At 65.2% G+C, this 26,244-nt stretch carries 24 protein-coding genes; 11 read left to right on the forward strand and 13 right to left on the reverse strand.

Annotated elements, in window-relative coordinates; all coding sequences use genetic code 11:
- Positions 1 to 273 precede the first annotated feature (273 nt).
- The 5 genes from EYV96_RS16625 to EYV96_RS16645 all read left to right on the forward strand — a co-directional run bounded on the left by EYV96_RS16625 (position 274) and on the right by EYV96_RS16645 (position 7,769).
- Entirely contained in the window at positions 274 to 2,499 is a 2,226-nt protein-coding gene (locus EYV96_RS16625) for an NADP-dependent isocitrate dehydrogenase (protein ID WP_131152689.1), read from the forward strand.
- Between the two features lie 121 nt (positions 2,500 to 2,620).
- Complete coding sequence (locus EYV96_RS16630; protein ID WP_131152690.1) at positions 2,621 to 5,038, forward strand: DEAD/DEAH box helicase; 2,418 nt, start codon at positions 2,621 to 2,623, stop codon at positions 5,036 to 5,038.
- Entirely contained in the window at positions 5,035 to 5,877 is an 843-nt protein-coding gene (locus tag EYV96_RS16635; RefSeq protein WP_131152691.1) for a ribonuclease H-like domain-containing protein, read from the forward strand. The genes EYV96_RS16630 and EYV96_RS16635 overlap by 4 nt, the downstream gene beginning before the upstream one ends.
- 96 nt (positions 5,878 to 5,973) lie before the next feature.
- Complete coding sequence (locus EYV96_RS16640; protein WP_240732636.1) at positions 5,974 to 7,377, forward strand: serine hydrolase domain-containing protein; 1,404 nt, start codon at positions 5,974 to 5,976, stop codon at positions 7,375 to 7,377.
- On the forward strand, positions 7,374 to 7,769 hold the full coding sequence (locus tag EYV96_RS16645) for a VOC family protein (RefSeq protein WP_131152692.1): 396 nt from the start codon (positions 7,374 to 7,376) through the stop codon (positions 7,767 to 7,769). The genes EYV96_RS16640 and EYV96_RS16645 overlap by 4 nt, the downstream gene beginning before the upstream one ends.
- Positions 7,770 to 7,782: 13 nt before the next feature.
- On the opposite strand, the gene EYV96_RS16650 is transcribed toward EYV96_RS16645, so the two are convergent.
- Genes EYV96_RS16650 through EYV96_RS16665 form a run of 4 tightly spaced genes read right to left on the reverse strand, consistent with a single transcriptional unit; the run spans position 7,783 to position 11,298 of the window.
- On the reverse strand, positions 7,783 to 8,910 hold the full coding sequence (locus tag EYV96_RS16650; protein ID WP_131152693.1) for an acyltransferase family protein: 1,128 nt from the start codon (positions 8,908 to 8,910) through the stop codon (positions 7,783 to 7,785).
- Between the two features lie 18 nt (positions 8,911 to 8,928).
- The gene (locus EYV96_RS16655; RefSeq protein ID WP_131152694.1) at positions 8,929 to 9,651 is read right to left on the reverse strand and encodes a LytR/AlgR family response regulator transcription factor; all 723 of its coding nucleotides are present in this window, start codon (positions 9,649 to 9,651) and stop codon (positions 8,929 to 8,931) included.
- The gene (locus EYV96_RS16660; RefSeq protein ID WP_165488711.1) at positions 9,651 to 10,736 is read right to left on the reverse strand and encodes a sensor histidine kinase; all 1,086 of its coding nucleotides are present in this window, start codon (positions 10,734 to 10,736) and stop codon (positions 9,651 to 9,653) included. The genes EYV96_RS16655 and EYV96_RS16660 overlap by 1 nt, the downstream gene beginning before the upstream one ends.
- A 58-nt stretch (positions 10,737 to 10,794) precedes the next feature.
- A complete protein-coding gene (locus EYV96_RS16665) occupies positions 10,795 to 11,298 on the reverse strand; it encodes a nuclear transport factor 2 family protein (protein ID WP_131152696.1) in 504 nt (167 codons plus the stop codon).
- A gap of 170 nt (positions 11,299 to 11,468) precedes the next feature.
- On the opposite strand from EYV96_RS16665, the gene EYV96_RS16670 reads away from it, so the two are divergent.
- Entirely contained in the window at positions 11,469 to 12,134 is a 666-nt protein-coding gene (locus EYV96_RS16670; protein WP_131152697.1) for a hypothetical protein, read from the forward strand.
- 5 nt (positions 12,135 to 12,139) lie between these two features.
- On the opposite strand, the gene EYV96_RS16675 is transcribed toward EYV96_RS16670, so the two are convergent.
- Entirely contained in the window at positions 12,140 to 12,904 is a 765-nt protein-coding gene (locus EYV96_RS16675; RefSeq protein ID WP_131152698.1) for an alpha/beta hydrolase, read from the reverse strand.
- Positions 12,905 to 13,152: 248 nt separating this feature from the next.
- Here EYV96_RS16675 and EYV96_RS16680 point away from each other — a divergent pair, with 248 nt between their 5' ends.
- Together EYV96_RS16680 and EYV96_RS16685 are read left to right on the forward strand one after the other, a co-directional pair.
- Positions 13,153 to 13,434 carry a hypothetical protein gene (locus EYV96_RS16680; protein ID WP_131152699.1) on the forward strand — a complete coding sequence of 94 codons (282 nt, stop codon included), beginning with the start codon at positions 13,153 to 13,155 and terminating at the stop codon, positions 13,432 to 13,434.
- 58 nt (positions 13,435 to 13,492) lie between these two features.
- Positions 13,493 to 14,179, forward strand: coding sequence for an ArsR/SmtB family transcription factor (locus EYV96_RS16685; RefSeq protein ID WP_131152700.1), 687 nt, complete (start codon positions 13,493 to 13,495; stop codon positions 14,177 to 14,179).
- Positions 14,180 to 14,221: 42 nt separating this feature from the next.
- Here the strand turns inward: EYV96_RS16685 and EYV96_RS16690 are convergent, their stop codons facing one another.
- On the reverse strand, positions 14,222 to 15,496 hold the full coding sequence (locus tag EYV96_RS16690; protein ID WP_205746192.1) for a carbohydrate porin: 1,275 nt from the start codon (positions 15,494 to 15,496) through the stop codon (positions 14,222 to 14,224).
- A gap of 212 nt (positions 15,497 to 15,708) precedes the next feature.
- A complete protein-coding gene (gene dbpA / locus EYV96_RS16695) occupies positions 15,709 to 17,082 on the reverse strand; it encodes an ATP-dependent RNA helicase DbpA (RefSeq protein WP_131152702.1) in 1,374 nt (457 codons plus the stop codon).
- A 226-nt stretch (positions 17,083 to 17,308) separates the two neighbouring features.
- On the opposite strand from dbpA, the gene EYV96_RS16700 reads away from it, so the two are divergent.
- Positions 17,309 to 17,680, forward strand: coding sequence for a hypothetical protein (locus EYV96_RS16700; RefSeq protein ID WP_131152703.1), 372 nt, complete (start codon positions 17,309 to 17,311; stop codon positions 17,678 to 17,680).
- Between the two features lie 35 nt (positions 17,681 to 17,715).
- Here EYV96_RS16700 and EYV96_RS16705 read toward each other — a convergent pair whose 3' ends face one another.
- The 3 genes from EYV96_RS16705 to EYV96_RS16715 all read right to left on the reverse strand — a co-directional run bounded on the left by EYV96_RS16705 (position 17,716) and on the right by EYV96_RS16715 (position 20,280).
- On the reverse strand, positions 17,716 to 18,435 hold the full coding sequence (locus tag EYV96_RS16705) for a pseudouridine synthase (RefSeq protein ID WP_131152704.1): 720 nt from the start codon (positions 18,433 to 18,435) through the stop codon (positions 17,716 to 17,718).
- Positions 18,436 to 18,544: 109 nt separating this feature from the next.
- Positions 18,545 to 19,318, reverse strand: coding sequence for an ABC transporter permease (locus EYV96_RS16710; protein WP_131152705.1), 774 nt, complete (start codon positions 19,316 to 19,318; stop codon positions 18,545 to 18,547).
- A complete protein-coding gene (locus tag EYV96_RS16715) occupies positions 19,315 to 20,280 on the reverse strand; it encodes an ABC transporter ATP-binding protein (protein ID WP_131152706.1) in 966 nt (321 codons plus the stop codon). The genes EYV96_RS16710 and EYV96_RS16715 overlap by 4 nt, the downstream gene beginning before the upstream one ends.
- A gap of 94 nt (positions 20,281 to 20,374) precedes the next feature.
- On the opposite strand from EYV96_RS16715, the gene EYV96_RS16720 reads away from it, so the two are divergent.
- Positions 20,375 to 21,121, forward strand: a complete 747-nt coding sequence (locus EYV96_RS16720; protein ID WP_131152707.1) for an FAD-binding oxidoreductase — start codon at positions 20,375 to 20,377, stop codon at positions 21,119 to 21,121.
- A gap of 435 nt (positions 21,122 to 21,556) precedes the next feature.
- Positions 21,557 to 21,706 carry a hypothetical protein gene (locus tag EYV96_RS18815; protein WP_165488712.1) on the forward strand — a complete coding sequence of 50 codons (150 nt, stop codon included), beginning with the start codon at positions 21,557 to 21,559 and terminating at the stop codon, positions 21,704 to 21,706.
- 54 nt (positions 21,707 to 21,760) lie between these two features.
- On the opposite strand, the gene EYV96_RS16725 is transcribed toward EYV96_RS18815, so the two are convergent.
- Genes EYV96_RS16725 through EYV96_RS16735 form a run of 3 tightly spaced genes read right to left on the reverse strand, consistent with a single transcriptional unit; the run spans position 21,761 to position 26,219 of the window.
- Positions 21,761 to 22,726, reverse strand: a complete 966-nt coding sequence (locus tag EYV96_RS16725) for a fimbrial protein (protein WP_131152708.1) — start codon at positions 22,724 to 22,726, stop codon at positions 21,761 to 21,763.
- On the reverse strand, positions 22,726 to 25,467 hold the full coding sequence (locus tag EYV96_RS16730; protein ID WP_131152709.1) for a fimbria/pilus outer membrane usher protein: 2,742 nt from the start codon (positions 25,465 to 25,467) through the stop codon (positions 22,726 to 22,728). Before EYV96_RS16730 ends, EYV96_RS16725 begins: the two co-directional genes overlap by 1 nt.
- Before the next feature lie 14 nt (positions 25,468 to 25,481).
- Complete coding sequence (locus tag EYV96_RS16735; protein ID WP_131152710.1) at positions 25,482 to 26,219, reverse strand: fimbrial biogenesis chaperone; 738 nt, start codon at positions 26,217 to 26,219, stop codon at positions 25,482 to 25,484.
- Between the last annotated feature and the right edge of the window lie 25 nt (positions 26,220 to 26,244).

Consider the following 26,244-nt stretch of genomic DNA (forward strand, 5'->3'; position numbering starts at 1 on the left):
GGGTTTTCCCTGTCCCCGTCCGTGGTCGGAACCACGTTAGCAGCCCTGGCGTGACCGCCACGCAAGCGCTTGCCCGATACGCTGCGCTCCTTGCCCATACGTCCGCGTACGCCGAACGTGGCTTTTCCCGCCATGGCCAAAACGCCACAATAAGGAGTTTCCGGCACTGGCCGCCGCGGTAGCCCGGGTCAGTGATCGGGCCGTACGTACGCCGGCGATGTTCCCGCCGGCCGACCTATCCAAAGCAGTCGCAAGCAAGAGGCCACAGTCCCCATGTCCAACACGCCGAAGATCATCTACACGCTGACGGATGAAGCCCCCTACCTGGCGACGCAGTCGCTGCTGCCGATCGTGGAGGCGTTCAGCGCCACCGCCGGCATTGCCATGGAAACGCGCGACATCTCGCTGGCGGGCCGCATCATTGCGCAGTTCCCCGACGTGCTGAAGGACGACCAGAAAATCGGCGACCACCTGACCGAACTGGGCCAGCTGGCCACGACGCCGGAGGCCAACATCATCAAGCTGCCGAACGTCAGCGCGTCGGTGCCGCAGCTGAAGGCCGCCATCAAGGAACTGCAGTCGCAGGGTTACGCGCTGCCGGATTACCCGGACGAGCCGAAGAACGATCAGGAGAAGGACGCCAAGGCGCGCTACGACCGCACCAAGGGCAGCGCGGTGAACCCGGTGCTGCGCGAAGGCAACTCCGATCGTCGCGCCCCGGCTTCGGTGAAGAGCTACGCACGCAAGCATCCGCATCGCATGGGCGCGTGGGCCTCGGATTCGAAGACGCACGTGGCCCACATGGACGCCGGCGACTTCTACGGCAGCGAAAAGTCCGTGCTGATCGAGCAGCCAGGCAGCGTCAAGATCGAATGGGTCGGCAAGGACGGCAGCACCAGCGTGTTGAAGGAAAAGACCGCCCTGCAGGCCGGTGAACTCATCGATGCGGCCGTGATGAGCAAGAAGGCGCTGGCATCGTTCGTCGATGCGCAGATTGCCGATGCCCAGTCGAAGGGTGTGCTGTTCTCGCTGCACCTGAAGGCCACCATGATGAAGGTGTCCGACCCCATCATGTTCGGTGTGGTGGTGCATGAGTTCTACAAGGACGTGCTGGCCAAGCACGCCGATACGCTCAAGAGCATCGGCTTCGATGCCAACAACGGCATCGGCGATCTCTACGCGCGTATTGGCGCGCTGCCGGCCGACAAGCAGGCGGAAATCGTCGCCGACGTGCAGGCCGAATACGCCAGGCGTCCGGCCGTGGCGATGGTCAACTCCGACAAGGGCATCACTAACCTGCACGTGCCGAGCGACGTGATCGTCGACGCCTCGATGCCGGCGATGATCCGCGACTCGGGCAAGATGTGGAACGCCGAGGGCAAGCTGCAGGACACCAAGGCCCTGATCCCCGATCGCTGCTACGCCGGCGTGTACCAGGCGGTGATCGAAGACTGCAAGCAGCATGGCGCCTTCGACCCGGCCACCATGGGCAGCGTGCCGAACGTCGGCCTGATGGCGCAGAAGGCCGAGGAATACGGCTCGCACGACAAGACCTTCCAGATCGCCGCCGACGGCGTGGTGCGCGTCACCGACGCGAACGGCAACGTGCTGATGGAGCACAACGTCGAAGCCGGCGATATCTGGCGCATGTGCCAGACCAAGGACGCGCCGATCCAGGACTGGGTCAAGCTTGCTGTCTCGCGCGCACGCCTGAGCAGCACGCCGGCCGTGTTCTGGCTCGATCCCAAGCGCGCGCACGATGCGCAGATGATCACCAAGGTGCAGCGCTACCTGAAGGATCACGACACCAGCGGCCTGGACATCCAGATCCTGTCGCCGGTGGAAGCCACGCACCTGTCGCTCGACCGCATCCGCAAGGGCCAGGACACCATCTCGGTGACCGGCAACGTGCTGCGCGACTACCTCACCGACCTGTTCCCGATCATGGAGCTGGGTACCAGCGCCAAGATGCTGTCGATCGTGCCGCTGATGGCCGGTGGCGGCCTGTTCGAGACGGGCGCGGGTGGTTCGGCACCCAAGCATGTGCAGCAGTTCCTGGAAGAGAACTACCTGCGCTGGGATTCGCTGGGTGAGTTCCTCGCGCTGGCCGCTTCGCTGGAGCATCTGGCCAACCGCTACAACAACGCCAAGGCCGCCGTGCTGGCCAAGACGCTGGACCAGGCCAACGGCAAGATCCTCGACAACAACAAGTCGCCGGCCCGCAAGGTCGGTGAGCTGGACAACCGCGGCAGCCATTTCTACCTCGCCATGTACTGGGCCCAGGCCCTGGCCGGACAGAATGACGACGCCGACCTCAAGGCACGCTTCATCCCGCTGGCCACCGTGCTGAGCGAAAACGAGGCGAAGATCGTGGGCGAGCTCAACGGCGCCCAGGGCAAGCCGGTCGACACCCATGGTTACTACCACCCGGATCTCGCCCTGGTGAGCCAGGCGATGCGTCCGAGCGCCACGTTCAACGAGGCGCTGGCGGCGCTGTAAGGCGGTGACGGGTTAGACGACGACGGGGCCTGCGGGCCCCGTTTTCGTTGGTGAGCTGCGTCCGTCTCAGCCTGTGAGACGGTAAACCCCTCCAATGGCACCCCGCCCAGGAGTGCCTGTCATGAACGCCTTGCCTTCCGTCATCGAAGCTCAATCCGACGATGAGGGAGGCGGGCTTCAGCGGATGGATGGTGGCGGTGAACTGGCCGGGCGTCTGGCGAAGCGCTATCGCGACCGGATCACCGGCACGTTCGTGATCCCGGCGCGGGAGGGACGGTATGCGCCGTTTCCCGCGGACTTGCCGACAGGCCTCGTGCAGGCGCTGCGCTCGCGCGGGCTCGACCAGCTGTATCACCATCAGGCGCAGGCCTGGGACGCCGCCCAGCGCGGCGAGCATCTGGTCATCGCCACGCCAACGGCCTCGGGCAAGTCGATGTGCTACACGCTGCCGGTGGTCGCCGCAGCCGTGCGCGATCGCGCCAAGGCGCTGTATCTGTTTCCCACCAAGGCGCTGGCGCAGGATCAGGTCGCTGAGCTGCTTGAGCTCAACCAGGCCGGCGACCTGGGCGTGAAGGCCTTCACCTTCGATGGCGATACGCCTGGCGACGCGCGCCAGGCCATCCGGCTGCATGGCGATATCGTGGTCAGCAATCCGGACATGCTGCACCAGGCGATCCTGCCGCATCACACGAAGTGGGCGCAGTTCTTCGAGAACCTGCGTTACGTGGTGATCGACGAAGTGCACACGTATCGCGGCGTGTTCGGTTCGCACGTGGCCAATGTCATTCGTCGCCTGCGGCGCGTGTGTGCGTTCTATGGCGTGTCACCGCAATTCATTCTCTGCTCGGCGACGATCGGCAATCCCGCCGAACATGCGAGCGCGTTGATCGAACAACCGGTGACGCCGATCCTCGACAGTGGTGCGCCCACGGGCGAAAAGCATGTGCTGCTGTGGAACCCGCCTGTCGTCAATCGTGAGCTGGGATTGCGCGCGTCGGCGCGTTCGCAGTCCAATCGCATTGCGCGAACGGCCATCCGTGGCGGACTCAAGACGCTGGTATTCGCGCAGTCGCGCCTGATGGTTGAGGTGCTGACCAAGTACCTCAAGGATGTCTTCGACCACGACCCGCGCAAGCCGGCGCGCATTCGTGCTTATCGGGGTGGTTACCTGCCCACCGAACGTCGCGCGGCGGAGCGCGAGATGCGCGCCGGTTCCGTGGACGGCATCGTCAGCACGTCAGCCCTGGAGCTTGGCGTTGATATCGGCGCGCTGGACGTGGTGATCCTCAATGGCTATCCCGGCAGCGTGGCGGCGACATGGCAGCGTTTCGGCCGCGCGGGGCGCCGCCAGCAAGCGTCGCTGGGCGTGATGGTCGCCAGCAGCGATCCGCTCGATCAATACCTGGTGCGGCATCCTGAGTTCTTCCAGTCCGCACCGCCGGAGCATGCGCGCATCGCCCAGGACCAACCGCTGATCCTGCTCGATCACATTCGTTGTGCGGCGTTCGAGCTCCCCTTCGCGCCCGGCGATGCCTTCGGCACGCAGGACGCCACGCCGTGGCTGGAGGTGCTGGCGGAGGAGGGCGTGTTGCATCAGGAAGGCGGGCGTTTCGAATGGATCGCCGACAGTTATCCGGCCAATGCGGTGTCGCTGCGTTCGGTGGCCGATGGCAACTTCGTCGTCGTCGATCGCACCGACGGGCGCCAGACCATCGTCGCCGAAGTCGATTACAGCGCCGCCGCGCTCACGCTGTACGAAGGCGCCATCCACATGATCCAGTCGGTGCCCTACCAGGTGGAGCGTCTGGACTGGACAGGTCGCAAAGCCTACGTCGAGCGCACGCATGTCGATTACTACACCGACGCCATCGACTACACCAAGCTCAAGGTGCTGGAGCCTTTCGGCGATTCATCGGCCGGACGCGGCAGCGCACATCACGGCGAAGTGCACGTGGCGCGACGCGTGGCGGGGTACAAGAAGATCCGCTACTACACGCATGAAAACATCGGCTATGGGCCGGTGAATCTTCCCGATCTGGAGCTGCACACCACGGCCGTGTGGTGGCAGATCCCGCAGTACGCCCTCGAGCAGGCCTTCGATCATCGGCAGGAGGCGCTGGATGGCTTCCTTGCCGCCGCGCACGCCCTGCATATCGTGGCTACCGTGGCGGTGATGGCCGAAGCGCGCGACTTGCAGAAAGCCGTCGGCAGCGGTGACGGCGCCTGGTTTGCCACGCCGGACCAAAGCGGTCGCGCCCAGGTGCGCTCGAGCTGGGGCGAAGATGCCAGTGTCGCGACCGGGCCGTTCACGCCCACCTTGTACCTCTACGATGCCTTTCCCGGCGGCGTGGGTCTTAGTGCCCCCTTGTTCGAGCGACGCGAGGACCTGGTCCGGCTGGCGCGCACGCTGGTCGATCGCTGCGACTGCCACGTGGGCTGTCCTGCTTGCGTCGGCCCGGTGCTCGCTATCGACGAGCAGGCGGGCACCAGCATCAAGGAGCTGGCGACGCGCGTGCTCGACCTCGTTGCCGCGCTATGAGCGGTCTGGCAGGCAAGCTTCGCGCGCTCAGGCAGCAGGCGGGCGTTGTGCCCGCGGCGCCGAAATCTGCGCTGGCATCGGTTCCCAGCGTGTCTCCTGCGCGCAGCACGGATTTCGCCCGCCTGCTTCGCGTGCGCCAACCCTCCGCACGTCGCGCACCACCGGGGGTGAAGCATGAGCCCCTGGGCGGAGACGAGATCGCACCCGGATTGCGCCTGACGACGCTGCACACGCCCTGGCCCGAGCCTCCGGCCCCCTTTGATGCAAGCTTCGCCAAGGTGCCGCAACACATCGATCCCGCACGTCTGGTCTTTTTCGATACGGAGACGACGGGGCTGGCCGGCGGCACGGGCACGCGGGCTTTCATGATCGGCATGGCCGACTGGCACGAGGGCGGTTTCCGTGTGCGCCAATGGCTCATCACCACCTTGCAGGCCGAAACGACGATGCTCGAGGCTGTCGCGGCGCAGCTTCAACCCGGGCACGTGCTCGTCAGCTACAACGGCAAGTGTTATGACGCACCGCTGCTGGCGACGCGCTATCGCCTCGCACGGCAGTCCAATCCCTTTGCTGACCGGCCGCATATCGACCTGCTTCACCCCGTTCGTCGACGCTGGCGTGGCATCTGGGCCAATTGCCGCCTGGCGACGGTCGAGCGCGAGCTGCTTGGTGTGGTACGTGAAGACGATCTTCCGGGTTCCGAAGCGCCGCAAGCGTGGCTGGACTATTTACGTCTGGGCAAAAGTGACAAGCTCTCGCGGGTGGGTACGCATAACGCGCAGGACCTGCGCAGCCTCGCGGGTGTGCTCCGCCACATGGTCGAGCCTGTGGTGGCATAACGCGCGCTCCACGCTGACGTGCTCTTGCGTATGTGATGCCATCGCCCGCAAGCTCGGCGGCGATGGATCCCACGGGATGCCGCCGGAGCGCTTGCAGTGAAGCTACGCACGATAGGTAAATCGATTCTCGGATTGCTGGTATTTGTGGTTGTCGCCCTGGTCGGTTTCATCTGGGTGTCCAAAGACAAATTGCTTGTGGCGACGAACTCCGTAGCCCACGCCATGTGCACGGCGGCCTTCGTCTCGCACGTCGATCCATCGATGGTTCTGCGCGAGGAGCAGCTGCCGTCGATGCAGCCCATCGCCTGGGCGATTCGCTACCGCGTCGAGCCGAAGATGCACGAAGCACGCGCGACCGTGTTGGGTGCTTTCGGTGCACGCGCCATGTATCGTGAGGGCCTCGGTTGCACCCTGATCCATGGTCGCGACGAAAGTGTGCGTGATCAACGCCTGGTCGATGCGCCCATTGTCTCGCCGTTTCCCGATGCCGTGCACGCGCCGGACACCGACGCTCTGCGCACAGCCCTCGATCTCGCCTTCTCCGAACCCGATCCCGCCGCGCCGCGTCATACGAAGGCCGTGGTCATCCTGCACGACGGCAAGCTGGTCGCCGAGCGCTACGCCGATGGCTACACACCGCAGACACCGATCTGGGCGCATTCGCTGACCAAGTCCGTCATGAATGCCTTCGCCGGCATTCTTGTGCAGGACGGCAAGCTCAAGGTGGAGCAGGCAGCGGGTGTGCCCGAATGGTCGGGTGCCAACGATTCTCGCCATGCCATCACCATCGATCAGCTCCTGCGCATGACTACGGGGCTGCCGTTCGATGAGACCGATGGCCCGGTCAGCCCGATGACGCGCCAGTTCTTCCTCGAGCGCGACATGCGTGCTTACGCTGCCGGCATGCCGCTGACGCATCCACCGGGCTCGACCTGGGCCTACAGCAATCTTGCCTATGTGCTGCTGGCGCGCTCCCTGATGGACGCCGCCGATGTGCATGACGCACCGGCTGCCGAACAATTCCTGCGCGATCGCCTGTTCCGTCCGCTGGGCATGAGCCATACGCTGGTCGAGGCCGATGAAGCCGGCACGCTGGTGGGCTCGAGCCACACGTTCGGCACCGCGCGCGACTTCGCCCGCTTCGGCCAGCTGTATCTCGATGACGGTGTGATTGACGGCCAGCGCATCCTGCCCGAAGGATGGGTCGCCTACAGCCATTCGCAGACCCTCGATACGGGCTACGGCGCCGGCTTCTGGACCAATCTGCGCCAGGAAGGCAACGTGCCGGTCTGGGATACGCCCTGGGGCATGCCGCAGCTGCCACGTGATACGTACTTCGCGCGCGGCGCGCTGGGTCAGTACGTGATGATCGTGCCGTCCGAAAAGCTCGTCGTCGTACGCATGGGCATCAGCGTCAATGCATCCACCGACATCGCCAACGTGGTGGCCAGGATCATCGAGGCCGTGCACCGCGATCCGGCGACGGAGACTTCATCATGACCCAATCCGTTTCCACCTTCCTGATGTTCGAAGGCCGGGCCGAAGAGGCGATGAACTTCTACGTCTCGCTATTCGATGATGGCGCCGTGCTGACCGTCGAACGTCATCCGGAGGGCGGCCCCCACGCGGGCACGATCAAGTTGGCCTCGTTTCACCTGCGCGGCCACCATCTGCGTTGCAGCGATTCGACGATCAGCCATGGCTTCTCGTTCACGCCGTCCATCTCGCTGTTCGTCGAATGCGAAGATCGCGCGGAACTGGAGCGGTTGTTCGCGCAATTGTCCGAAGGCGGTCAGGTGTACATGCCTGTGGGCGATTACGGGTTCAGCGAGGCCTTCGGATGGGTGGGTGATCGCTTTGGCGTGACCTGGCAGCTGAATCTGAGTCGCTGAGTCGACGGCTGCCTCAGGCGGCCTCGCCCACCGCCGTGGCGGGCTGCAAGACGGGGCGCCGCCGACTGTCGCGCCAGCGCAGGAAGGGGCGTTCGATCGCGTAATGAAGTAGCGCGCCGCCAGCCAGTGTGGCCAGAGCGTAGATGCCGAACAAGGTCCAGCCATGGAAGGTGTCGGCCGCGTGCACCTGCACAAGGTGGAACACGCCCTTGTGGCACAGGTACAGACTGTAGGAAATCGCAGCGAGCCAGCCCGCGCCCGGCACGCGGACGCGTGCAAGCACCGAGTTGCCGCCACTGGCCGCAGCCACCATGCACATCAGTGCCAGCGACATCAGCGGGTAGCCCACGACGGTGGCCGCGAAGCCCGCGCGCTCGGCAAAGATCGCCACGGATACGCCAAAGAGCACCAGGCCGAGCACGAGAACGGCGTGCCCATGACGCTGGATGCGCGCCATCCACGTCGGTCGGAACACGGCGCACGCGGCAAGCACCACGCCGGCGAGCAGACCATCGAGGCGCGAGTACGTTGGGTAATAGATGTAGCGCAGAAAGGCCAGCCCGGAGGTGCCATCGTCGGCGAGCTGGGCCGGGTGGAAGACGTTGACCCAGATCCAGGCGCGAAGCGCCATGCCACCCAGCACGATCAGCGAACACAACACCGCGAATCGCGCAGTGCTGGGGCGGCGCATCACCAGCCACGCCGCCAGCGGGAACACCAGGTAGAAATGCTCCTCCACGCACAGCGACCAGACATGCGAGAAGGCCACATTCTCGCCGTTGGCGAACAGGAGATTGAAGGTAAAGGTGGGAAACTGCCACAGCGGCTGCATGCCCGGCACTTCGCGCCATGCCGGCCATAGCGCATAAAGCGCGAGCACAACGATAAAGGCCGGCAGGATGCGGTAGGCGCGGCGGCGATAGAACTCGCCGAAGCGCAGGCCCTCACCCCTCGCCAGCGGACGCAGCAACTGCGTTCCGATCAGATAGCCGCTAAGGACGAAGAACAGGTCCACGCCCATCCAGCCATACCACTGGGCACCGCCCAGGTGGTCGCCGATGCCGCCGACGATGTACGAGTGGAACAACATCACCCAGACGATGGCGATGGCGCGGAGGAGGTCGAGGCCGGGAAGTCGCATGATGTCTCGGTGGAAAGGTCAGCGGGCCGCGAGTGCGGCATGGAGTCGATCGACGTACGTACGGCTGGCGCGCAACGGCGTGCCGTCGTGGAGGCGGAGCAGGCAGTCGCGATTGGGCAAGGCTTCGAGTTCGGCGATGCGATCCACGCGCACGATGGTCGAGCGGTGGATGCGGACGAAGCGGGCCGGGTCGAGCTTGTGCGCCAGTTGGTGCAGGGGTTCGCGCAGCAGATAGGTGCGCGTGCCGACGTGGAGGCCGGCGTAGTCATCGCAGGCTTCGATCCAGTCGATATCCTGGCTGTCGACGATGGCCGTGCGGTTGCCTACGCGTACCGAGAAGCGGCTGGGCCAGGTGGCCGCGGCAGGTTCTCCTGCGCTTCGTTGCCGGAACGTTGCGCGTGCGCGATCCAGTGATTCGGCGAAGCGTTCGTCGTCGATGGGCTTGAGCAGATAGTCCAGTGCATGCACGTCGAAGGCGCTCACGGCGTACTGCTCGTAAGCCGTCAGCAGGATGGCCAGCGGCCGTTCCATGGCCGGGACGCGGCGCAAGGCGTCAATCCCACTGAGCCCCGGCATCTGCACGTCCATGAATACCAGGTCGGGTCGCTCTGCGTGGATGGCCGCGATGGCGTCCTCGCCGTTGTCAGCGTGGCCAACAACAGCCAGGTCTGTGTGCTCGGCCAGCCGCGCATGAACGCCACGGCGCGCCAGCGGCTCGTCATCCACGATGAGGATGCGCATCAGGCCGACACCTCCTCGGGAAGTGCCACGAGGCGCAGCGGCAGCCGGATGCAAACGACACAGGCGCCGTCTTCAGCCAGGCGCATGCTCAGGTCCTGCGCGTCGCCGTAGAGTGTCTGCAGGCGCTGGCGAACGTTGGCCAGTCCGATCGAGGTTCCGCCTGCCTCCGCGCCGTTTGCGCTGCTGGCGACACCGTCGTTGGACAGCTCGATGGCAAGCATGCCGTCATGGGCCTGGATGTCCAACCCAAGGGCACCGCCGGATGGGCGCATGGCGATGCCGTGGCGGATGGCGTTTTCCACCAGCGGTTGCAGCAGCAGCGGTGGCACCAAGGCATGCAAGACGCCGGGGCCGACGCGTGTCTGCATGCGCAGCCGCGAACCCAGGCGCGCCTTCTCGACGTCGAGATAATGCTCGGTGAGCGACAGCTCTTCGGCCAGCGTGACTTCGCGCGAGTCGCTGCGCTCCAGCGTGGCGCGCAGCAGATCGCCCAGCCGCGCAATCATGCGGGTGGCCTCATGCCGACGGTCGTCAGCGACGAGGGCCGAAATGCTGTTGAGCGTGTTGAACAGGAAATGCGGATGCAGCTGATACTGCAAGGCGCGCAGCTGCGCTTCGCTGGCCAGGGCGGCCGACTCTGCTTCGCGGCGGCGCGACTGCTGGAGCGCGTCGTAGTGCAGCACCATGGCATGGATGGCGCAAAACGCGATCAGTGCCAGCCAGCAGCCGTCGAGACCGGCGAAGATGCGGCGAAATTCATAGGCCTTCACCAGCCCCCAGTGCACGGCGGCGGCCTGGCCGATACCGTTGTTGATCACTGACGGGATGTACGTGGCGATCAGCAGCACCGGCACGGTCACGCGCCACCGCAGGTTGCGTCGCCACATCGCACGCTGAAGCAGGCTCAGCGGGACGATCCAGAAGAGGTAACCCACCGCGTAGAGCACACGGAAGAGCCCGGCGTACTGATGCACCAGCTCGGGCAAGGCCATGACACCCATGCACAGGGTGATGGGAAGGCCTGCGGCCAGAGGGACCCACAGGGGCATCATGCCCGGGGTCTGGGAACGTGTCAGAGCCTGCATGGGATACGAGCCGGAGAGGTGCGCCGGCCCCTTTGCCGGTCGCCAGCGCACCCTAACGTCATCGACGGCCGGTGTCATCCAGCACGACGGAATACAGCATCGCGCTGATCTTCCAGCCGTCATCGGTGCGGATCATCTGCCAGGTCTCCACGCCGTGGTTGGTGGCCTTGCCCGCTTCGAGAAAGGTGTAGTCGAACCAGACCGTGCCGATAATGCCGTCGGTTTCGATGCGGATGTGGTCGAAGGTTTCCTCGATGGGCTTCTTGGCGCTGCCGACGAATTGGGAGAATTTCTCGTAGTCGCCGGAGCTGAAGCGCCTGGCCTTGGGTTCCTTGGCAAGCACCGCCTTCAGCGAGGCGTCGTCCATGGCCTGGAACCACGAACTGCCCGGAATGAACAGCGAGCGCATGGTTTCGCCATCGCGCTGGATGATGGCGGTCCTGAAACGGTCAACGACCTGCTGAATTTCTTCGCGCGGCTGTTTCGGGGGCTCGGCAGCATTCGCAGTACCGGTAAAGCCTGCGGACAGGGCGATAGCAAGGAAGATGCGGTGGAGTGTCATGGCACGGTCCGTGGGGAAGTGCCCCGATTTAGCCCCGCCTCGCGCGCTGATACGAGCGAAAAGCGGTTGGCCGTGCACGGTTTGCGGCGAGCCGTTCGGCAGGCCTCCCTAGACATTTCGTTCAGCGCCCCTGCGCTACACCCGTCATGGGCCCTTGGGTGACGATCCGCATGCGCAGTCTCGATTTCAGTTCCTGGCACGCTCTGCTGTCGACGGTGATGGGTTTGGTCCTGATCACGCTGATCATGGTCGGCGTGCGCTTGTTCGCCATGCATACGGTGCAGCAGCGGCGGGAACGCGAAAATCGCCAGATCAACGAGCGACTGCGCACCCTGATCGCCGCGTACAAGACCCTGGGCGGATCGTTCACCGGCAATCTGAGCGTCGATCCCACGCATCTGGGCGATCTGCGCCGTCGCCAGGACGAAAGCACCGAAGCCAGTCCCGGTTCCGATCGTTCCCGTCGCATGCGTGACGCCGTGGAGGCCGCGCTGTCGGACATCATCCTGCTCGGCACCGAAGAGCAGGTCGCGCTGGCCGCCCGCGTTGCCCAGGAACTGGTGCAGGGCCGCCCCGTGCCTACGGATGAGCTGGTGATTTCACTGCGGAACTTCATCCGCCAGGTGCTGGATCTGGAGGCGGTGCCGGCGCAACTGCCGATTCCTCGCCAGGGCCCGGCCCGGACGACGGCAAGCCGCGGCAAGGGCGAAGGTGGTCATCGCGAGGAAGCGGGCAAGGGCGGCCGTGGTGGCGGCATGGGCGGAGGCGCCGGCGGTGCCGGCTTAGGGATGGGCGCGGGTCTCGCCGCCGGCGACCATCATGAACACGAGGCCTGAGGCCTTTAGTTCAGGAATCGCTTCAGCCCGACCCGATACTCGCTGAACTCCTGCACCGAGTTGTGCCCCGCTTCGGGAATGACCTGCACCTGGGCCTGCGGGAGACTTTTCGCGAGGGCGAGCGTGCGCTCGACAGGAATGATTTCATCCTCGCCGGCGCGCACGATCAGCACCGGGCAGTGGACTTTCGGGGCATAGCGCCAGGATTCGAAGCGGTCGATCAGCAGCAGGTTGACGGGTAGCCAGGGGAAATAGCCCGCCGCCACGCGAGCAAGGCTGTCGAAGGGCGTAACCAGGACGAGCTTCTCCACCGGCCGCTGCGCAGCCACCTGCATCGCCACGCCGGTGCCCAGGCTGCGCCCGATCACGGCGACGTGCGCATGCTGCGTTGCCACCAGGTCGAACAGGCCCAGGGCATCGCCCATCAGGTTCGCCTCGCTCGGATCGCCGTCGCTGGCGCCATAACTACGATAAGGAACCAAATAAATGCTGCGCTCGGGGAACCAGGCGGCGAAGCTTTCGCGCACGTCTTCGATGCGCTCGCCATTGCCGCCAAAGTAAAGCAGTGCCTGGGGCTTGCCCGGATTCATGACCCAGCCGCGCAGCGTCACGCCGTCGCGCTGCATCACGAAGTCGGTGGCATGGCGTACGGACCAGCTGGCCTCGGGATGGTAGATCTGGGCGCGCTGGCCAAAGTAGAGGCTCACGCAGATGACGCCGTAAAGCAGGGCGCCGATCGCAGCAAAGACCAGAAGAACGCGCCAGGCCATCAGCACTCATCCTGGAACGCGGTGTACGCAAACCCATGGACCATGCATAACCTCACGTAGCGGGCACGGGTGGAGTCCGGCATGCAGGGTCATCATGGCCCAAGTCTCACGAGGCGTGAAGCAGGGTGGATTCGGTCACAAGTGCCCGCGTTCAGACCACGGCCGCCGCGGCACCCTTGATGCGCTGTTGACGGGCCTGCGTGCAAAAATCCGGAGCGTTCGCATCACGCGAATGGCGGAGAGCCACGATGCATAAGTCAGAGGGTGACCTGGGTGTCATTCAGGCCGTGCTGGACCGCCTGGTGAAGTTTCGCCTGCCTCGCGCACTGGCGATCAAGGACCGCGTGGATCGCGGCGAGCGCCTGACCGATACGGACATCCGATTCCTCAAGGACATGCTGGAAGATGCGTCCCATCAGCGCACCTTGATCGCCAAGCATCCCGAGTACCAGGCGCTCGCCGCGCGGGTGGCAGGGTTGTACGACGAGATCACGCGCAAGGCGCTGGAGAACGAGTCCAAGGCGTCCTGACCGGCACGTTTCGTCCCCGGGCGAAGCATGCGCGGCGTGGCGGTTCTACACTTGCGCCATGGTCTCGCCTCTTGCCCATCCCTATCAGCTGGCCGAAGTGGCCAGTCTTCTTGCCGAGCCTGCGCGTGCTGCCATGGTGCTCGCGCTCATCGATGGCACGTCGCGTCCGGCGGGTGAACTGGCCCAGGCCGCCGGTGTCAGTGCGGCCACCGCCAGCGCGCACCTGAAGCGTCTGCTCGATGGCGGCATGCTGGCGGTTCACGTGCAGGGCCGGCATCGCTACTACCGCCTGGCAGACGATGACGTGGCCAGCATGCTGGAGGCCATGGCCATCCCGCGCGGCGCGAAGCATGCGGTCGCCCCACCGGCGGATACGCCGCTGCGCATGGCGCGCACCTGCTATCGCCATCTCGCCGGCAAGCTGGGTGTGGCGTTTTGCGATGGCTTGCTGGCGCAAGGGTTTCTCGCGATGACCGGCGAAGGGTTGCGCGTGACGAGCCCGGGCGCCGTGGCGCTGGTCGACGCCGGGCTGGATCATGCGGCCATCCACCAGCTCAGCGACCTGAAAGGGCGCGGCTGCCTCGACTGGACCGAGCGCCGCTTGCACGTCGGTGGCCCGCTCGGTGTGCGCATGACGGCGGCGATGTTCGATGCCGGCTGGTTGCGGCGCGCGAGGGAAGGGCGGGCCCTGGTGGTGACGGGGGACGGGTTGAGGCGGCTGGGGATGCTGGGCGTGAGGATGTAACCCTGCTTCGGCAAGGCGCCTGGCATCACTCGCGTCGCGCGCTCAGAACACCAGCCCGCTCTTCAGGCCGAGCACCCACGCATCGTCGCGCCCCTTCGCCCCGCCCGGATGCCTCACGAACTGAAGGTTCGGCCTCAGCGTCACCCATGCCGCCGGTGACCACCCATAAAACAGTTCGGTCACGTATTCATATCCGTCGTTCACAAGGCCGGGTGGCACGCCAAGCAGTCGCTGCGTCGCTGCGGCCCTTCCGTTGGCGTGGGTGGCACCCAGGGCGAAGCCCACCATGTCGTTTGGACGGCCAAACGGCGCGCGGTACTCCATGCCCATCGCGAGCTGCCGATCGGTGGGTGACGTGGCGCGATCGGCCTGGGATGCGTTGAAGAACACCGTGACACCGTGGTGTGCATCGCGCCCGGTGACCTGCTGGCGCATCAGGAGATAGGCCCCGTAGCGTCCGTCGTGCTCCAGCGGTGGGCGGCCGGTGAGACCCAGCGGATCGCGCCGGTCGTCGAAATAGACGTCCTGGCCGCCGGCATGGCTGTACCAGGCGCCAAGTTTGAAAGTCCCGGGCAAGGGGTTCGGCGGTGTCCAGCCAAATTCGAGCGGCATCAGCGCGCCTTTTGTGCCGGACGGGTTGTTGAGCTTCCAGCCGTTGCGGCGTGCCCATCGGTCGTCGATGTAGGTCGGGTTCACCTGATAGGCGCCCGCTTGCAGGTACCAGGTGGGTTTGGCGACGCGCATCCACGCACCCCATTGGCTGGTCGGCCAGTTCACCCAGTAATCGCCCACGATATTGCCGGGCTGGGCGCCGCAGAACGTGAGGTTCTGGAAATCGCAGGGGAGACTGGCGAAGTCCTCGCCAACGGGAAGCCGGCCGACGCGCCAGCTCAGCGTATCGTTCACTTGTTGCCTGAGTGCAAACACCGTCAGGTGCCAGGTCTGGCCACGTCCGTAGACTTCCTGCAGCAACTGGTTGTTGCCGATGTTGGCATCGGCGCCCAGGTTGCGGCCGCTGCGTTCGGTCACCATCACATCGAACTGCATGCCGTGCCACTGCCATAACGCATCGAGGTCAAGCGAACTGCCGAATGACCACTGGTCGGTGTAGCGCGTCAGGGAGGCGTCGCCGCCAGTGAAGTTGTGTGCGATTTCGCTGGTGTAGCCGATGTCGAACGCGATGCCCTGGTGACCCCATGCGGCGCGTTTCCCGCCCCAGTCTCCAGACAGGTACGACGTATCCGAGGCGCCGGCCGAAGCGGGCAGGAACAGGATGGCGGCTGCGCACAGCGCAGCAGGAAGAAATCGGGTGCGCATGGCACGCTCCTTGTGCAGATGAGTCGACATGCCCGGAACATCGACCAGGCATGCTCAAGCGTAGTCAGCGACTCATCGAAGGAGCGGTAGGGAAGTTCAGTTCTGGCGCAGGGGATTTCCTAGTGACGATCAGGGAAATCCCAGTGCTGCGGGTGAGGAACCCGCAGGCCCGGCCGTTACCAGGGACCGGGCCCGCCGTCGCGTCATGATCGCTAGACCGTGCGCACGCGGAAGTTGCGACCCTTGATGCGACCGGCGCGCAGACGCTCCAGGGCCTTGGCTGCCTGGTCGCGCTTGATCGCTACATAGGCGCGCGTGGCGAAGACATCGATCTTGCCGATGGCGTCGGCCTTGAGCCCGGCATCGCCGGTCAGTGCGCCGAGGATGTCGCCGGGGCGCAGTTTGTCCTGGCGGCCGGCATCAATCACCAACGTGCGCATGGACGCCAGATGCAGCGTCTTGTCCTTGCGCACCGTAACCTTCAACGGATGCCACGGCAGCGGCTGGCCGTTGACCGCTTCGATGTTGTCCGCCTTCGGGCGTTCGCGCGAGGTGCACAGCGTTATCGCCAGACCTGGATGTCCGGCGCGGCCGGTGCGGCCGATGCGATGAGTGTGCGTATCCGGATCGTGCGCGATGTCGTAGCTCACCACCAGCGGCAATGCCGTGATGTCGAGGCCGCGCGCGGCGACGTCGGTGGCGACAAGGATCGAGCAGCTGCGGTTGGCGAACTGCACCAGCACTTCATCGCGGTCACGTTGCTCCATGTCGCCGTGCAAGGCGAGGGCTGAGAAACCGCGACGATCGAGCTCCTGCGCCACGGCATCCACATCGCGGCGCATGTTGCAGAACACCAGGGCGTGATCGGCGTGTTCCTTCACCAGCACCTGCGCGAGTGCGTCGATCTTCTGCGCTGGATCCACGTCATGGAAACGCTGTTCGATGGTGATGGCTTCCTGCGGTGTCTCCACCGTCACTTCCACCGGATCGTTCTGCATGCGCGCGCTGGCTTCGCGGATTTCCGGCGCATAGGTGGCCGAGAACAGCAGCGTCTGGTGATGCTTGGCGATGCGCTTGACGATGTCGTCAATGGCTTCGGAGAAGCCCATGTCGAGCATGCGGTCGGCTTCGTCCAGCACCAGCATCTTGATGCCGCCGCCATGCAGGCTGCCGCGCTTGAGATGCTCCTGCACGCGGCCGGGCGTGCCGACGACGATGTGCGGATCGTGGGTCAGCGAAGCGAGCTGCGGGCCCAGCGGCATGCCGCCGCACAGCGTGAGCAGCTTGACGTTGGGAATGCCGGCGGCCAGCTTGCGGATGGCCTTGCTCACCTGGTCGGCCAGTTCGCGGGTGGGGCACAGCACCAGCACCTGCAGCCGGATGGTATCCACGTCCAGGGCCTGGAGTAGGCCAAGGCCGAAGGCGGCGGTCTTGCCGCTGCCCGTGCGGGCCTGGGCGATGACGTCGCGGCCTTCGAGGATGGGCGGCAGGCTCTGGGCCTGCACCGGCGTCATGGCGGTGTAGCCGAGGGTTTCCAGGCTACCGAGCAGGGCGGGCTTGAGGGGGAGGGAGCTGAAATCGGTCATTCGATATTCTCGCACGCCGGCCGGTCCGCGCCCTGCCGGCAGCCGGTTGAATCCGGGTCAAAGCGCGCTAGTTGGCCGTTTGGCCTAGGAATTCTTCGGGTTGCGCAGTGCATCAATACGGGGGATGCTCCCGTCTCAGCCAGTCGGAGCGCCGCGTCGGGGGATGCGGGACGCGCCGGCAATGGCATGGCGACCCACGGGGGATCGCCTCAAGAAGGGGGAAGACATGAAAGCTATGATCGCTAGCCTGGCGTTGGCCCTGGTGTCGGCCGCGCTTCCCGTTTACGCCCAGCAGGCCGAGCAGCCGATGACCTGCAAGACCGGTCCGGTGGCGCAGGAGTTTGGCGGGACGCACTGGGTGGTCTACAGCTGCTCGGACAACCAGACCGTGATCATCGTGGCCCCGCCGGAAAATCCGGCCGCGCCGCAGTTCTTCACGGTCCGGCCGGACGGCAAGGGCGTGCTCGCCTCGGGTGAGGGCTCCGGCAAACAGGAGTACTCGAGCAAGGCCTTCGCCGATGTGGTGAAACTCAAAGCGACCGATCTGGCGAACCTGGTCGAGCGCACGCGCGCCCAGCCCGTCGCCCAGACTCAGTAAAGCCGGTCAGTGGGCGGGCGCGGGTCAGCGCCCGCTTACCACTGCGTACGACCGGGCAGCAGGCCCTTGAGCTCGGCCTCGGTCAGGTTGCGCCATTGCCCCGGTTTCAGGTGGCCCAGGCGCACATTGATGATGCGCACGCGGCGCAGCTGCGTCACGCGATAACCGAACGCGGCCGCCATCAGGCGGATCTGCCGGTTCAGGCCCTGCGTCAGCACGATGCTGAAGCCGAACTTCGCGATCTTGCGCGTGCGGCAGGGCTTGGTCATCTGCCCATGAATACGCACGCCGCGCGCCATGCCGGCCAGGAACTCATCCGTCACTGCCTTGTTCACGGCCACGAGGTATTCCTTTTCGTGGTCGTTTTCGGCGCGCAGGATTTCGTTGACGATGTCGCCGTTGCTGGTCAGCAGGATCAGCCCTTCGGAATCCTTGTCCAGGCGGCCGATCGGGAAGACGCGTTGCTGGTGATCGACGAAATCGACGATGTTGCCCGACACGGTCTGATCCGTCGTGCAGGTAATGCCGACGGGCTTGTTGAGGGCGATGTAGATGCCTTTCTTGGCCGCTGGCGTGCTCGCCAGCACGCGCGCCTTCACCACGTCACCATCCACGCAGACGACGTCACCTTCCAGCGCTTTCGCGCCGGTGGTGACGACTTCGCCGTTGATGGTGACGCGACCGGCCAGCAGCATCTCGTCTGCCTCGCGGCGCGAGCAGATGCCGGCTTCACTGATGTATTTGTTGACGCGCATAGGGGCAGTAAACGGTAAAGGGTGAACAGTAAAGAGTAAGAGCGGGTTGGGTTACGGTGTACTGAGACGGCTCTTACCGTTTACTGTTCACCGTTCACCCGTTCCCCTTTTATGACCTGAGGCCTACGCCGCGCGACAGCAGGCGCAGCGCCACGGCCGAGAGGCCGATCACGAACACCAGCATCACCACGAAGGCCGTGCCGATACCTACGTCGCTCACGCCCAGCACGCCGAAGCGGAAGGCATTGACCATGTAGAGGATCGGATTGACCAGCGAGATGCTGCGCCACGGTTCGCCCAGCAGGTCCACCGAATAGAACACGCCACCGAGATAGGTGAGCGGCGTCAGCACGAAGGTGGGCACCAGCGCGATGTCATCGAACTTCTTGGCGAACACCGCATTGACGAAACCGGCCAGCGAGAACACCGTGGCGCCGAGCAGCACCGACAGGAACGTGATCACCGGGTGCGCCACGTGCAGGTCGGTGAAGAAAAGCGCGATCAGCAGCACGAGTGCGCCGACGATCACGCCGCGCGCCACCGCGCCGGTGACGTAGCCGAGCAGGATCACCCAGTTGGGCATCGGCGACACCAGCATTTCCTCCACGGCGCGGCTGAACTTGGCGCCAAAGAACGAGCTGGAGATGTTGCCGTAGCTGTTGGTGATGATGCTCATCATCACCAGGCCCGGCACGATGTACTGCATGTAGGTGAAACCATGCATTTCGCCGATGCGGCTGCCGATCAGCTTGCCGAAGATCACGAAGTACAACGTCATCGTGATGGCCGGCGGGATCAGCGTCTGGGTCCAGATGCGCATGATGCGCGCAATCTCGCGGCGGACGATGGTGTTCAGGGCGACGAGGTTGGCCGATGCATTCATGCCGCTTTCTCCGCAGCCTTCAGGTTGCGGCCGTTTTCGACCAGGCGGACGAACAGTTCTTCCAGGCGGTTGGTTTTGTTGCGCATCGAGGTGACCGTGATGCCGTTGGCCGACAGCGTCGTGAACAGCGAGTTGAGATCGTGGGCGCGGGACATTTCCGCTTCCAGCGTGTGATCGTCGAGGCGACGCAGGGTCACGCCCGGCAGCGTGGGAAGTTCGCCCGGGGCCTGGGCGACGTCGAACACGAATGTCTCCACGTCGAGCGTGGCGAGCAGGCCCTTCATCGAGGTGTTTTCCACGATGGTGCCGCGATCGATGATCGCGATGTTGCGGCACAGCTGCTCGGCTTCCTCCAGGTAATGCGTGGTGAGGATCACTGTGGTGCCGGCGGCATTGATGCCGCTGACGAACTGCCACATGGAGCGGCGGATTTCGATGTCCACGCCAGCGGTGGGTTCGTCGAGGATCAGCAGGCGCGGCTCGTTCATCATCGCGCGGGCGATCATCAGGCGACGCTTCATGCCGCCGGACAACATGCGCGCCTGGTCCTGCGCCTTGTCCCACAGGCGCAATTCGCGCAGGTATTTTTCGGCGCGTTCGATGGCGATCTTGCGCGGGATGCCGTAGAAACCGGCCTCGTTCACACAGATGTCGAACGGCTTCTCGAACTGATTGAAGTTGATTTCCTGGGGCACCAGGCCGATCAGCTGCATGGCCTTGCCACGCTGCTTCTGCACCGACACGCCAAAAATCTCCGCGTCACCGCTGCTGGCGTTGACCAGCGAAGAGAGGATGCCGATCAGGGTGGACTTGCCGGCGCCATTGGGGCCGAGCAGGGCAAAAAAGTCGCCAGGCTGGACGGTCAGGTTGATGCCCTTGAGGGCTTCGACGCCGTTGCCGTAGGTCTTGCGCAGGTCTTTGACGACCAGGGCAGGGGCTGAGGAGGACGTTGGGCTGGGCATGGGCTGCACCGAGGGGATCAGCCTTCTATTATAGCGGGCTGGCCCGGGTCGGCCCTGCCGCCCGGTCTGCACACACTGTTTCCCCGGAATTGCCATGGCCGACCATTTCACCCTCCGTCTCGTCGACAGCCACATGATCGCGCCCAGTGTGCGTCACCTCGTGTTCGAGCGCGCGGATGGGCTGCCCCTTGCCTTTGTGCCCGGGCAGTTCCTGCAAGTGCATTTCCACTATGCCGACGGCACGCCGACCAAGCGCAGCTATTCAGTGGCAACCGTCGGGGACGGCAAGGGGCCGGTGCAACAGGTCGAGATCGCGGTGAGTTATGTGGAAGGCGGTGCCGCCACGGAGCTGCTGGGCAACCTGGAGCAGGGCCAGACCGTCGAGGCATCGGGCCCGTACGGACGTTTCTGCCTGCAGGACGGCGATACCCATCCGCGTTACCTGCTCCTGGCCACCGGCACCGGCGTCACGCCGTACCGCGCGATGCTTCCGCTGATCCGCGACCTGCTGGCCCGTGGTGGCCGGGAAGTGGTGCTGCTATACGGCGCTCGCAGCGAGACCGAACTGCTTTATGGCGAGGAATTCGAGGCGTTTGCCCGCGAGAACCCGGGCTTCCGCTTCCATCCGGTCCTCAGCCGCAAGCTCCGCGACGAGCCGCGCGAAAACGACCGCAGCGGCCACGTGCAAAGCGTCCTGGCCGAGCTGGCGCCGAGCGCGGAACGTGACATCGCCTACCTGTGCGGCAACCCGAACATGGTCGACGCCGCCTTTGCGGCGCTCAAGGACTACGGGCTGCCCGTGCCGCAGATCCGGCGCGAGAAGTACATCTCGTCGAGGTGACCGGCCCGGAGGGCCGGTCGTAAACGGTGAACAGTAAACAGTAAGGGCCGGCGCTCTTACCGTTCACCGTTTCTCTTGCCTCGTCACGCCGTACTGGCGCCCGCTTCACCCGCTTCCGACGTCCCTGGGCGCCTCATTCCGAGTCCGGCAGGGACTATTTCTGAACGGACGCTAAAGTTTTCCTCCCTCCCTGCCGACTGACCAAGGAGTGCCCTGAACAGGTCCGGGTGCAGCGGAGGCCGTATGAGAGCTTGGGTCGTTGGGATAGCGGCATGCCTTCTGGCCGCGACATTAGGGAATTCGCAGGCCCTGGCTGATGGGGGGACCATCAGCTTCAGCGGAGGCGTGTATGCGCCGACCTGCAGTAATGCGGGGGATGCGCGCGACCACGCGAGTGAGGGGTCACGCATCCGGTGCGAAGGTGCTGCCGGTGCCGTGTCGGGCAATGCTTCGGCTTACGGCTTGCGGGTGACGCCGTTGACCGGATCGGTCGATGACGGCAATCCGCTGCTCGATTACTTTGTCGGCAACCTGGCGCCCGATCAGCGGACGCAGGCCCAACTGGTCACACGCACTTACGAGTGACGTCGCTCGAATCGAGGGAAGGGCTTTCCCGATCCCTCGATTCGGGCCGCTTTGCTATTGGTAGGTCAGCGTATAGGTCGCGGTTGCCTTGACGCTGCCGCCCGACGGACGGGCCGTGCCCGTCTGGTAGTAGCGCACGCCGTAGGGAACGATGGTCTGGGTGGTCGTGATGCCCTTGCTGACCGGCGTCCCGAAGGTGACAGCCGACGTGCCGGTGGGATCGGTGACCTGCACGCCCACGCCTGTCGCGGTGCCCGTGCTGGTGATGCCGCCCACGACGCCGGCAAGCGGCGTGGTCGTGTCCAGCTGCACTGACAGCTGCACGCCTGCCTGGCAATTGAGGATCAGATTGAAACCGGTGGCGCCCGCGGTGGAGCCCTTGGCGCCAAACATGGCGGTATAGACCGTGGGCATCTGCACGTTGGTGGGTTCGGTGACCGCCGTGCACGCAGGACCCTTGAGCACGGTCTGGTTCTGCGTGATGAAGATCTGGATCGGATCGGCGCCCTGGAACATCCATGCACCCAGCTGCCCGGCGGCGAGAACGGCGCCGTTGGCGATCGGTCCGGTGACGACCAGCTGCAGTTCGGTGGCGACCGAGAAGTCGTAGGTGCCGCCCGTAATGGTGTCGGCATTGTTCGCCGGCATGTACGTCGTGCCATTGCCGTGGGCCAGGCGGTAACCGAGTCCCGGGACATTGGTCGGAAAGATCGTCGCGCCCGACGTGGGCTGCGAACTGATGTAGTTCTTGATGCCGCCACGCGTGGTGCCGTTGGTGCAGGTCACGCTGGGCGGGTTGGCCGGAGACACCTGGCCAGACGCCCACAGGACCGTACCCACCGGCGCGCTGGCGGGCACATAGATGCTTGCCGGCGGCGAGTAGTACACCGGCGACCAGGAGTAGCCTTTGTCGATAGAGCAGCTCGCATGGGCGAAGCGCGGCAGCAACGAGGCTGCCATCAACAACAGCATCAGGCCAAAGGCGCGCAGGAAGCAGCGAAGACAGAAAGACTCGTGCATCAGGGAACCCTCGGTGCCTGCTGAGCGGATGCGGGAGCCGCGCAGGTGGTTTCAATCGTGTCGTAGCTCTGGTCGCCCTTCTTGAACGGCTTGAGCTGGTAAGCAAACGAGCAGGACTTCGCGTTGCCGTCTTCGTCGTGCCAGCGGACGGTCAGTTCGCCCTGGTCCTGCACGCCGCGGACCAGCATGCGGCCGGCCTGGCCGACCACGCCCATCGAGCGATCCTGTGCATCGACCACTTCCGAGCCGAAGGGCACCGCGTCGCCGTTGGACAGGCGCGCGCGGATGATGGCGCCGCGACCGCTGCTGGTCTTGAACTTAACCAGCACCACGGCGCCGCCGTAGGGCGCGACCTGCGTGCTGGTGTTGTCGAGCTGGACATTGAGCGGCAGGCCGGTCGGATCGAGATCGATGCCGTTGAGCGTGTACGGCGTCAGATAGGGCACCAGTGCATAGCCCTTGCCATTCACGCGGACACTGGCCGAGGACGACACGCGGGCACCGGCGGCATCGGGCGCGGACACGAGGGCCACCGTATCGCCCGTCGTCTGCCCGAAGGTCACGCCGCCACTGTGGATCACCAGTGCGCCGGAGGCACCCAACGAGGCCTGCGAGTAGTTGTCGCCCTTGCCGTAGCTGCCGTTGAGCTGGCCGTAGGCGCTGCGATAACCGAGGTTGACGCTGCCGGCGGTGCCGCTGTTGTCGCTGTCATGCGAGGCGGTGGCGCCGTAGGAGAACTGGTTCTCCTCGCCGGCGGAACCGAACAGCATGGCCTGCTGGCTGGTGCGACCTTCGCTGCTGCGGCTGACGGAGGCGGTGAGGTTGGGTGCATGCGCGGCCGAGCCGAGCGGCAGCGTGATGCTGGCAAAGAACTGCGTTTCGTTGCGGCCAAGCAAGTCGCGCAGGCGCGTGGCCGTCAGGCTGTAGCTGACGCTCTTGTAGTGGTTGGTGTAGCCGAGCTGGTACTGCGTATCGCGGCTGCCACGGTTCCAGTAGTCGCGCGTCGACAGGTTGGTATAGAGCTGCCCGCCCGACTCGCCCAGCTGCTGCGTGAGCGACAGGTCGAAGCGGTTGCGCGCCTGGTCGACGCCCTGGTTGCTGGTCTGCCCGTTGAGCAGCTGGCTCTGCAGCTGTTGCTGCTGCTCGGGCGTCAGCACGCCGGGAATGACGTTGCCGAGCGCATCGCGCGGCACGGCCGGGCCGGTGGCGAATACCTGCATGCCGCGGCGCGCGAAATCGCGTGCGCGCAGCGCGTCCTGCAGGCCAAGGAAGCCGCTGGTCGAGTAGCGATAGGCAGCAACAGTCAGCGACGTGTTGGTCTGCGGCAGGATCTTGCTGTAGCTCAGGCGAAGGCTCTGGCCGCTCATCGAATCCATGCCGGGGATCTGCGTGCGTGCGGCAGTGATGTCTGCGGCAAGTGCGCCCCAGCGCGTGTTGAAAGCGGTACCCACCAGTGCGGACGCATAACCCTGCGAACCCACCACGCCGGCATAACCGGTCAGCAGGTTGGTGAAGCCGCGCTGCACCGTGGCCTGGACCACGTCGGGGCGATGCGACAGCGAGTTGTCGCGCACTTCGCCGGCAGCGATGTTGAAGCGAGTGACGCCCGGGCGCAGCAGCTGCGCGACCGAAGCGTAGGGCACGGAGAAGCTGCGCACGCGACCATCGGCTTCGGTCACCGTCACGTCCAGGTCGCCGCCATAACCGGTGGCGAACAGGTCATTGATGGTGAAGGCGCCGGGCGTCACCGTGGTCTGGTAGATGATGATGCCGTTCTGGCGAACGACGACCTTGGCGTTCGTTTCGGCCACGCCGCGCACGGTCGGCGCGTAACCGCGCAGCGACTCCGGCAGCATGCGGTCGTCGGTGCCCAGCTGCACGCCGCGCAGGCTGATGCTGTCGAACATCTCACCGCTGGTGAAGGTGTCGCCGATCGTCAGCTGGGCGCGCCACGAAGGAATATCGCGCTGCACGAAGCTGGCGATGTTGTCCCAGTGGCGACGCGTGCCCAGGCCACCGCCGGACACGATGTTGTAGCTGGAGTTCTGGCGGAAATGCCACAGCCCCACGTTGAGCGCCGCGTTGAGGCCCAGGTACGTCGAGGTGAAGCTGCTGCCGTTGCTGGTGGAGCGGTAGCTGTTGGCGTTGTAGTTCAGCAGGAAGGCCGGCACGCCGGCGTCCCAGTATTCGGGGCTGACATAACCGCGCGCCGACTGGCCCATGTAGGCCTGTGGGATGCCGATGTCCAGGCGGAGGTCGTTCTGGTTGAAGCTCACCGTGGCGCCCGGGATGTGCGCGGCGAGGTTCACGCAATCGCCCTTGGCGATCACGGGCAGTTTGCCGTCCTTGTCCGCCGGCAGCTTGAGGTTGATCTGTTGCAGTAGTTCGGGCGTGACGCAGGCGATGGCGCTGTTGCTGCCTTGCGGCGCATCGAAGCGGACATCGCGACGAGCAACGAAGCCGTCGTTGAGATAGACGTCGATGTTGTAGTTGCCGGGTGTCACCGGGTTGCCGCGCTCGAAGCGCGAAAGGTCATCGGTGTTCTTGCCGCCGGCCGACAACATGCTGCGGTCGAAGCTGGCCTCCACGGCGGCGTCGGCCGTCGTGGCAACGGGCGCGCTGGCTCCGTTGGCGGCCGCGTCGGCGGCATGTGCCGTGCCGTGCAGGGCCATCGCGATGGCCAGACAGCAGGCCGCGCGACGGCACGCCACCAGGGCGTTCCCGCGTTCGGTCTGTGTCATGGCGCGCCGAAAGGTCACGAGCGAACCTCGCCCTTGAAGTTGCTGGCAGCGCCGAAGTCATTGATGGTGCTGAACGTGACGGCCGTGCCGGCCGGGAGCGCGGTCAGGCCTGGCATGCTTAGCTTGAGCGTGCCCTTGGGATCGACCATGCCCGAGTCGACGGTCAGGGTCTTGCCGCCAGCGACCACGGTCACTTCGCTGAAGGTGATGTAGTACGGCGTGGGATTGGTCACCTGCAGGGCATTGCCCTGGCCATCGGCGACAACTTTCCAGGTCAGTTGCTCCGGCGCCTTGGCCGGATCGACATTGAGATTGGCCGGGCGATAGAACAACTTGATGCGCGTGCGCACGGCGAACTGCAGGATGTTGGCATTGGCGCGCTCGCCGGTCGGCTTCGGCGGCACTTCGAGCACATTGAGCCAGAACAGCGACTCGCGATCGGCCGGCAGCGCTTCCTGGGTGTAGACGATGCGCAGGCTCTGGCCTTTGTGAGCGTCCATGCGGAACAGCGGCGGCGTGATCAGGAACGGCACGTCGACCTTGTCCGGCGTGGACTTGGGGTCGCCACGATCGATCCACGACTGCACCAGCGCGGGCTCATCGCCCTCGTTGTTGAGGCGCAGCGTCGTCTCGCCCTTGTCGCCCGGGAACACCACGCGGGTGCCACCGACCACGACACTGGCTGAAGCCGACCCGAGCGTGAGGCAAAGCGCCACCAGGCCCGCGCCGAATGCGCGAACGGAATCTTTCATGACGGGAAAATCCGGAGAGTGGAAA

This window comes from Dyella terrae (assembly GCF_004322705.1).
In the GTDB taxonomy this organism is placed as follows: Bacteria; Pseudomonadota; Gammaproteobacteria; order Xanthomonadales; family Rhodanobacteraceae; genus Dyella_D; species Dyella_D terrae.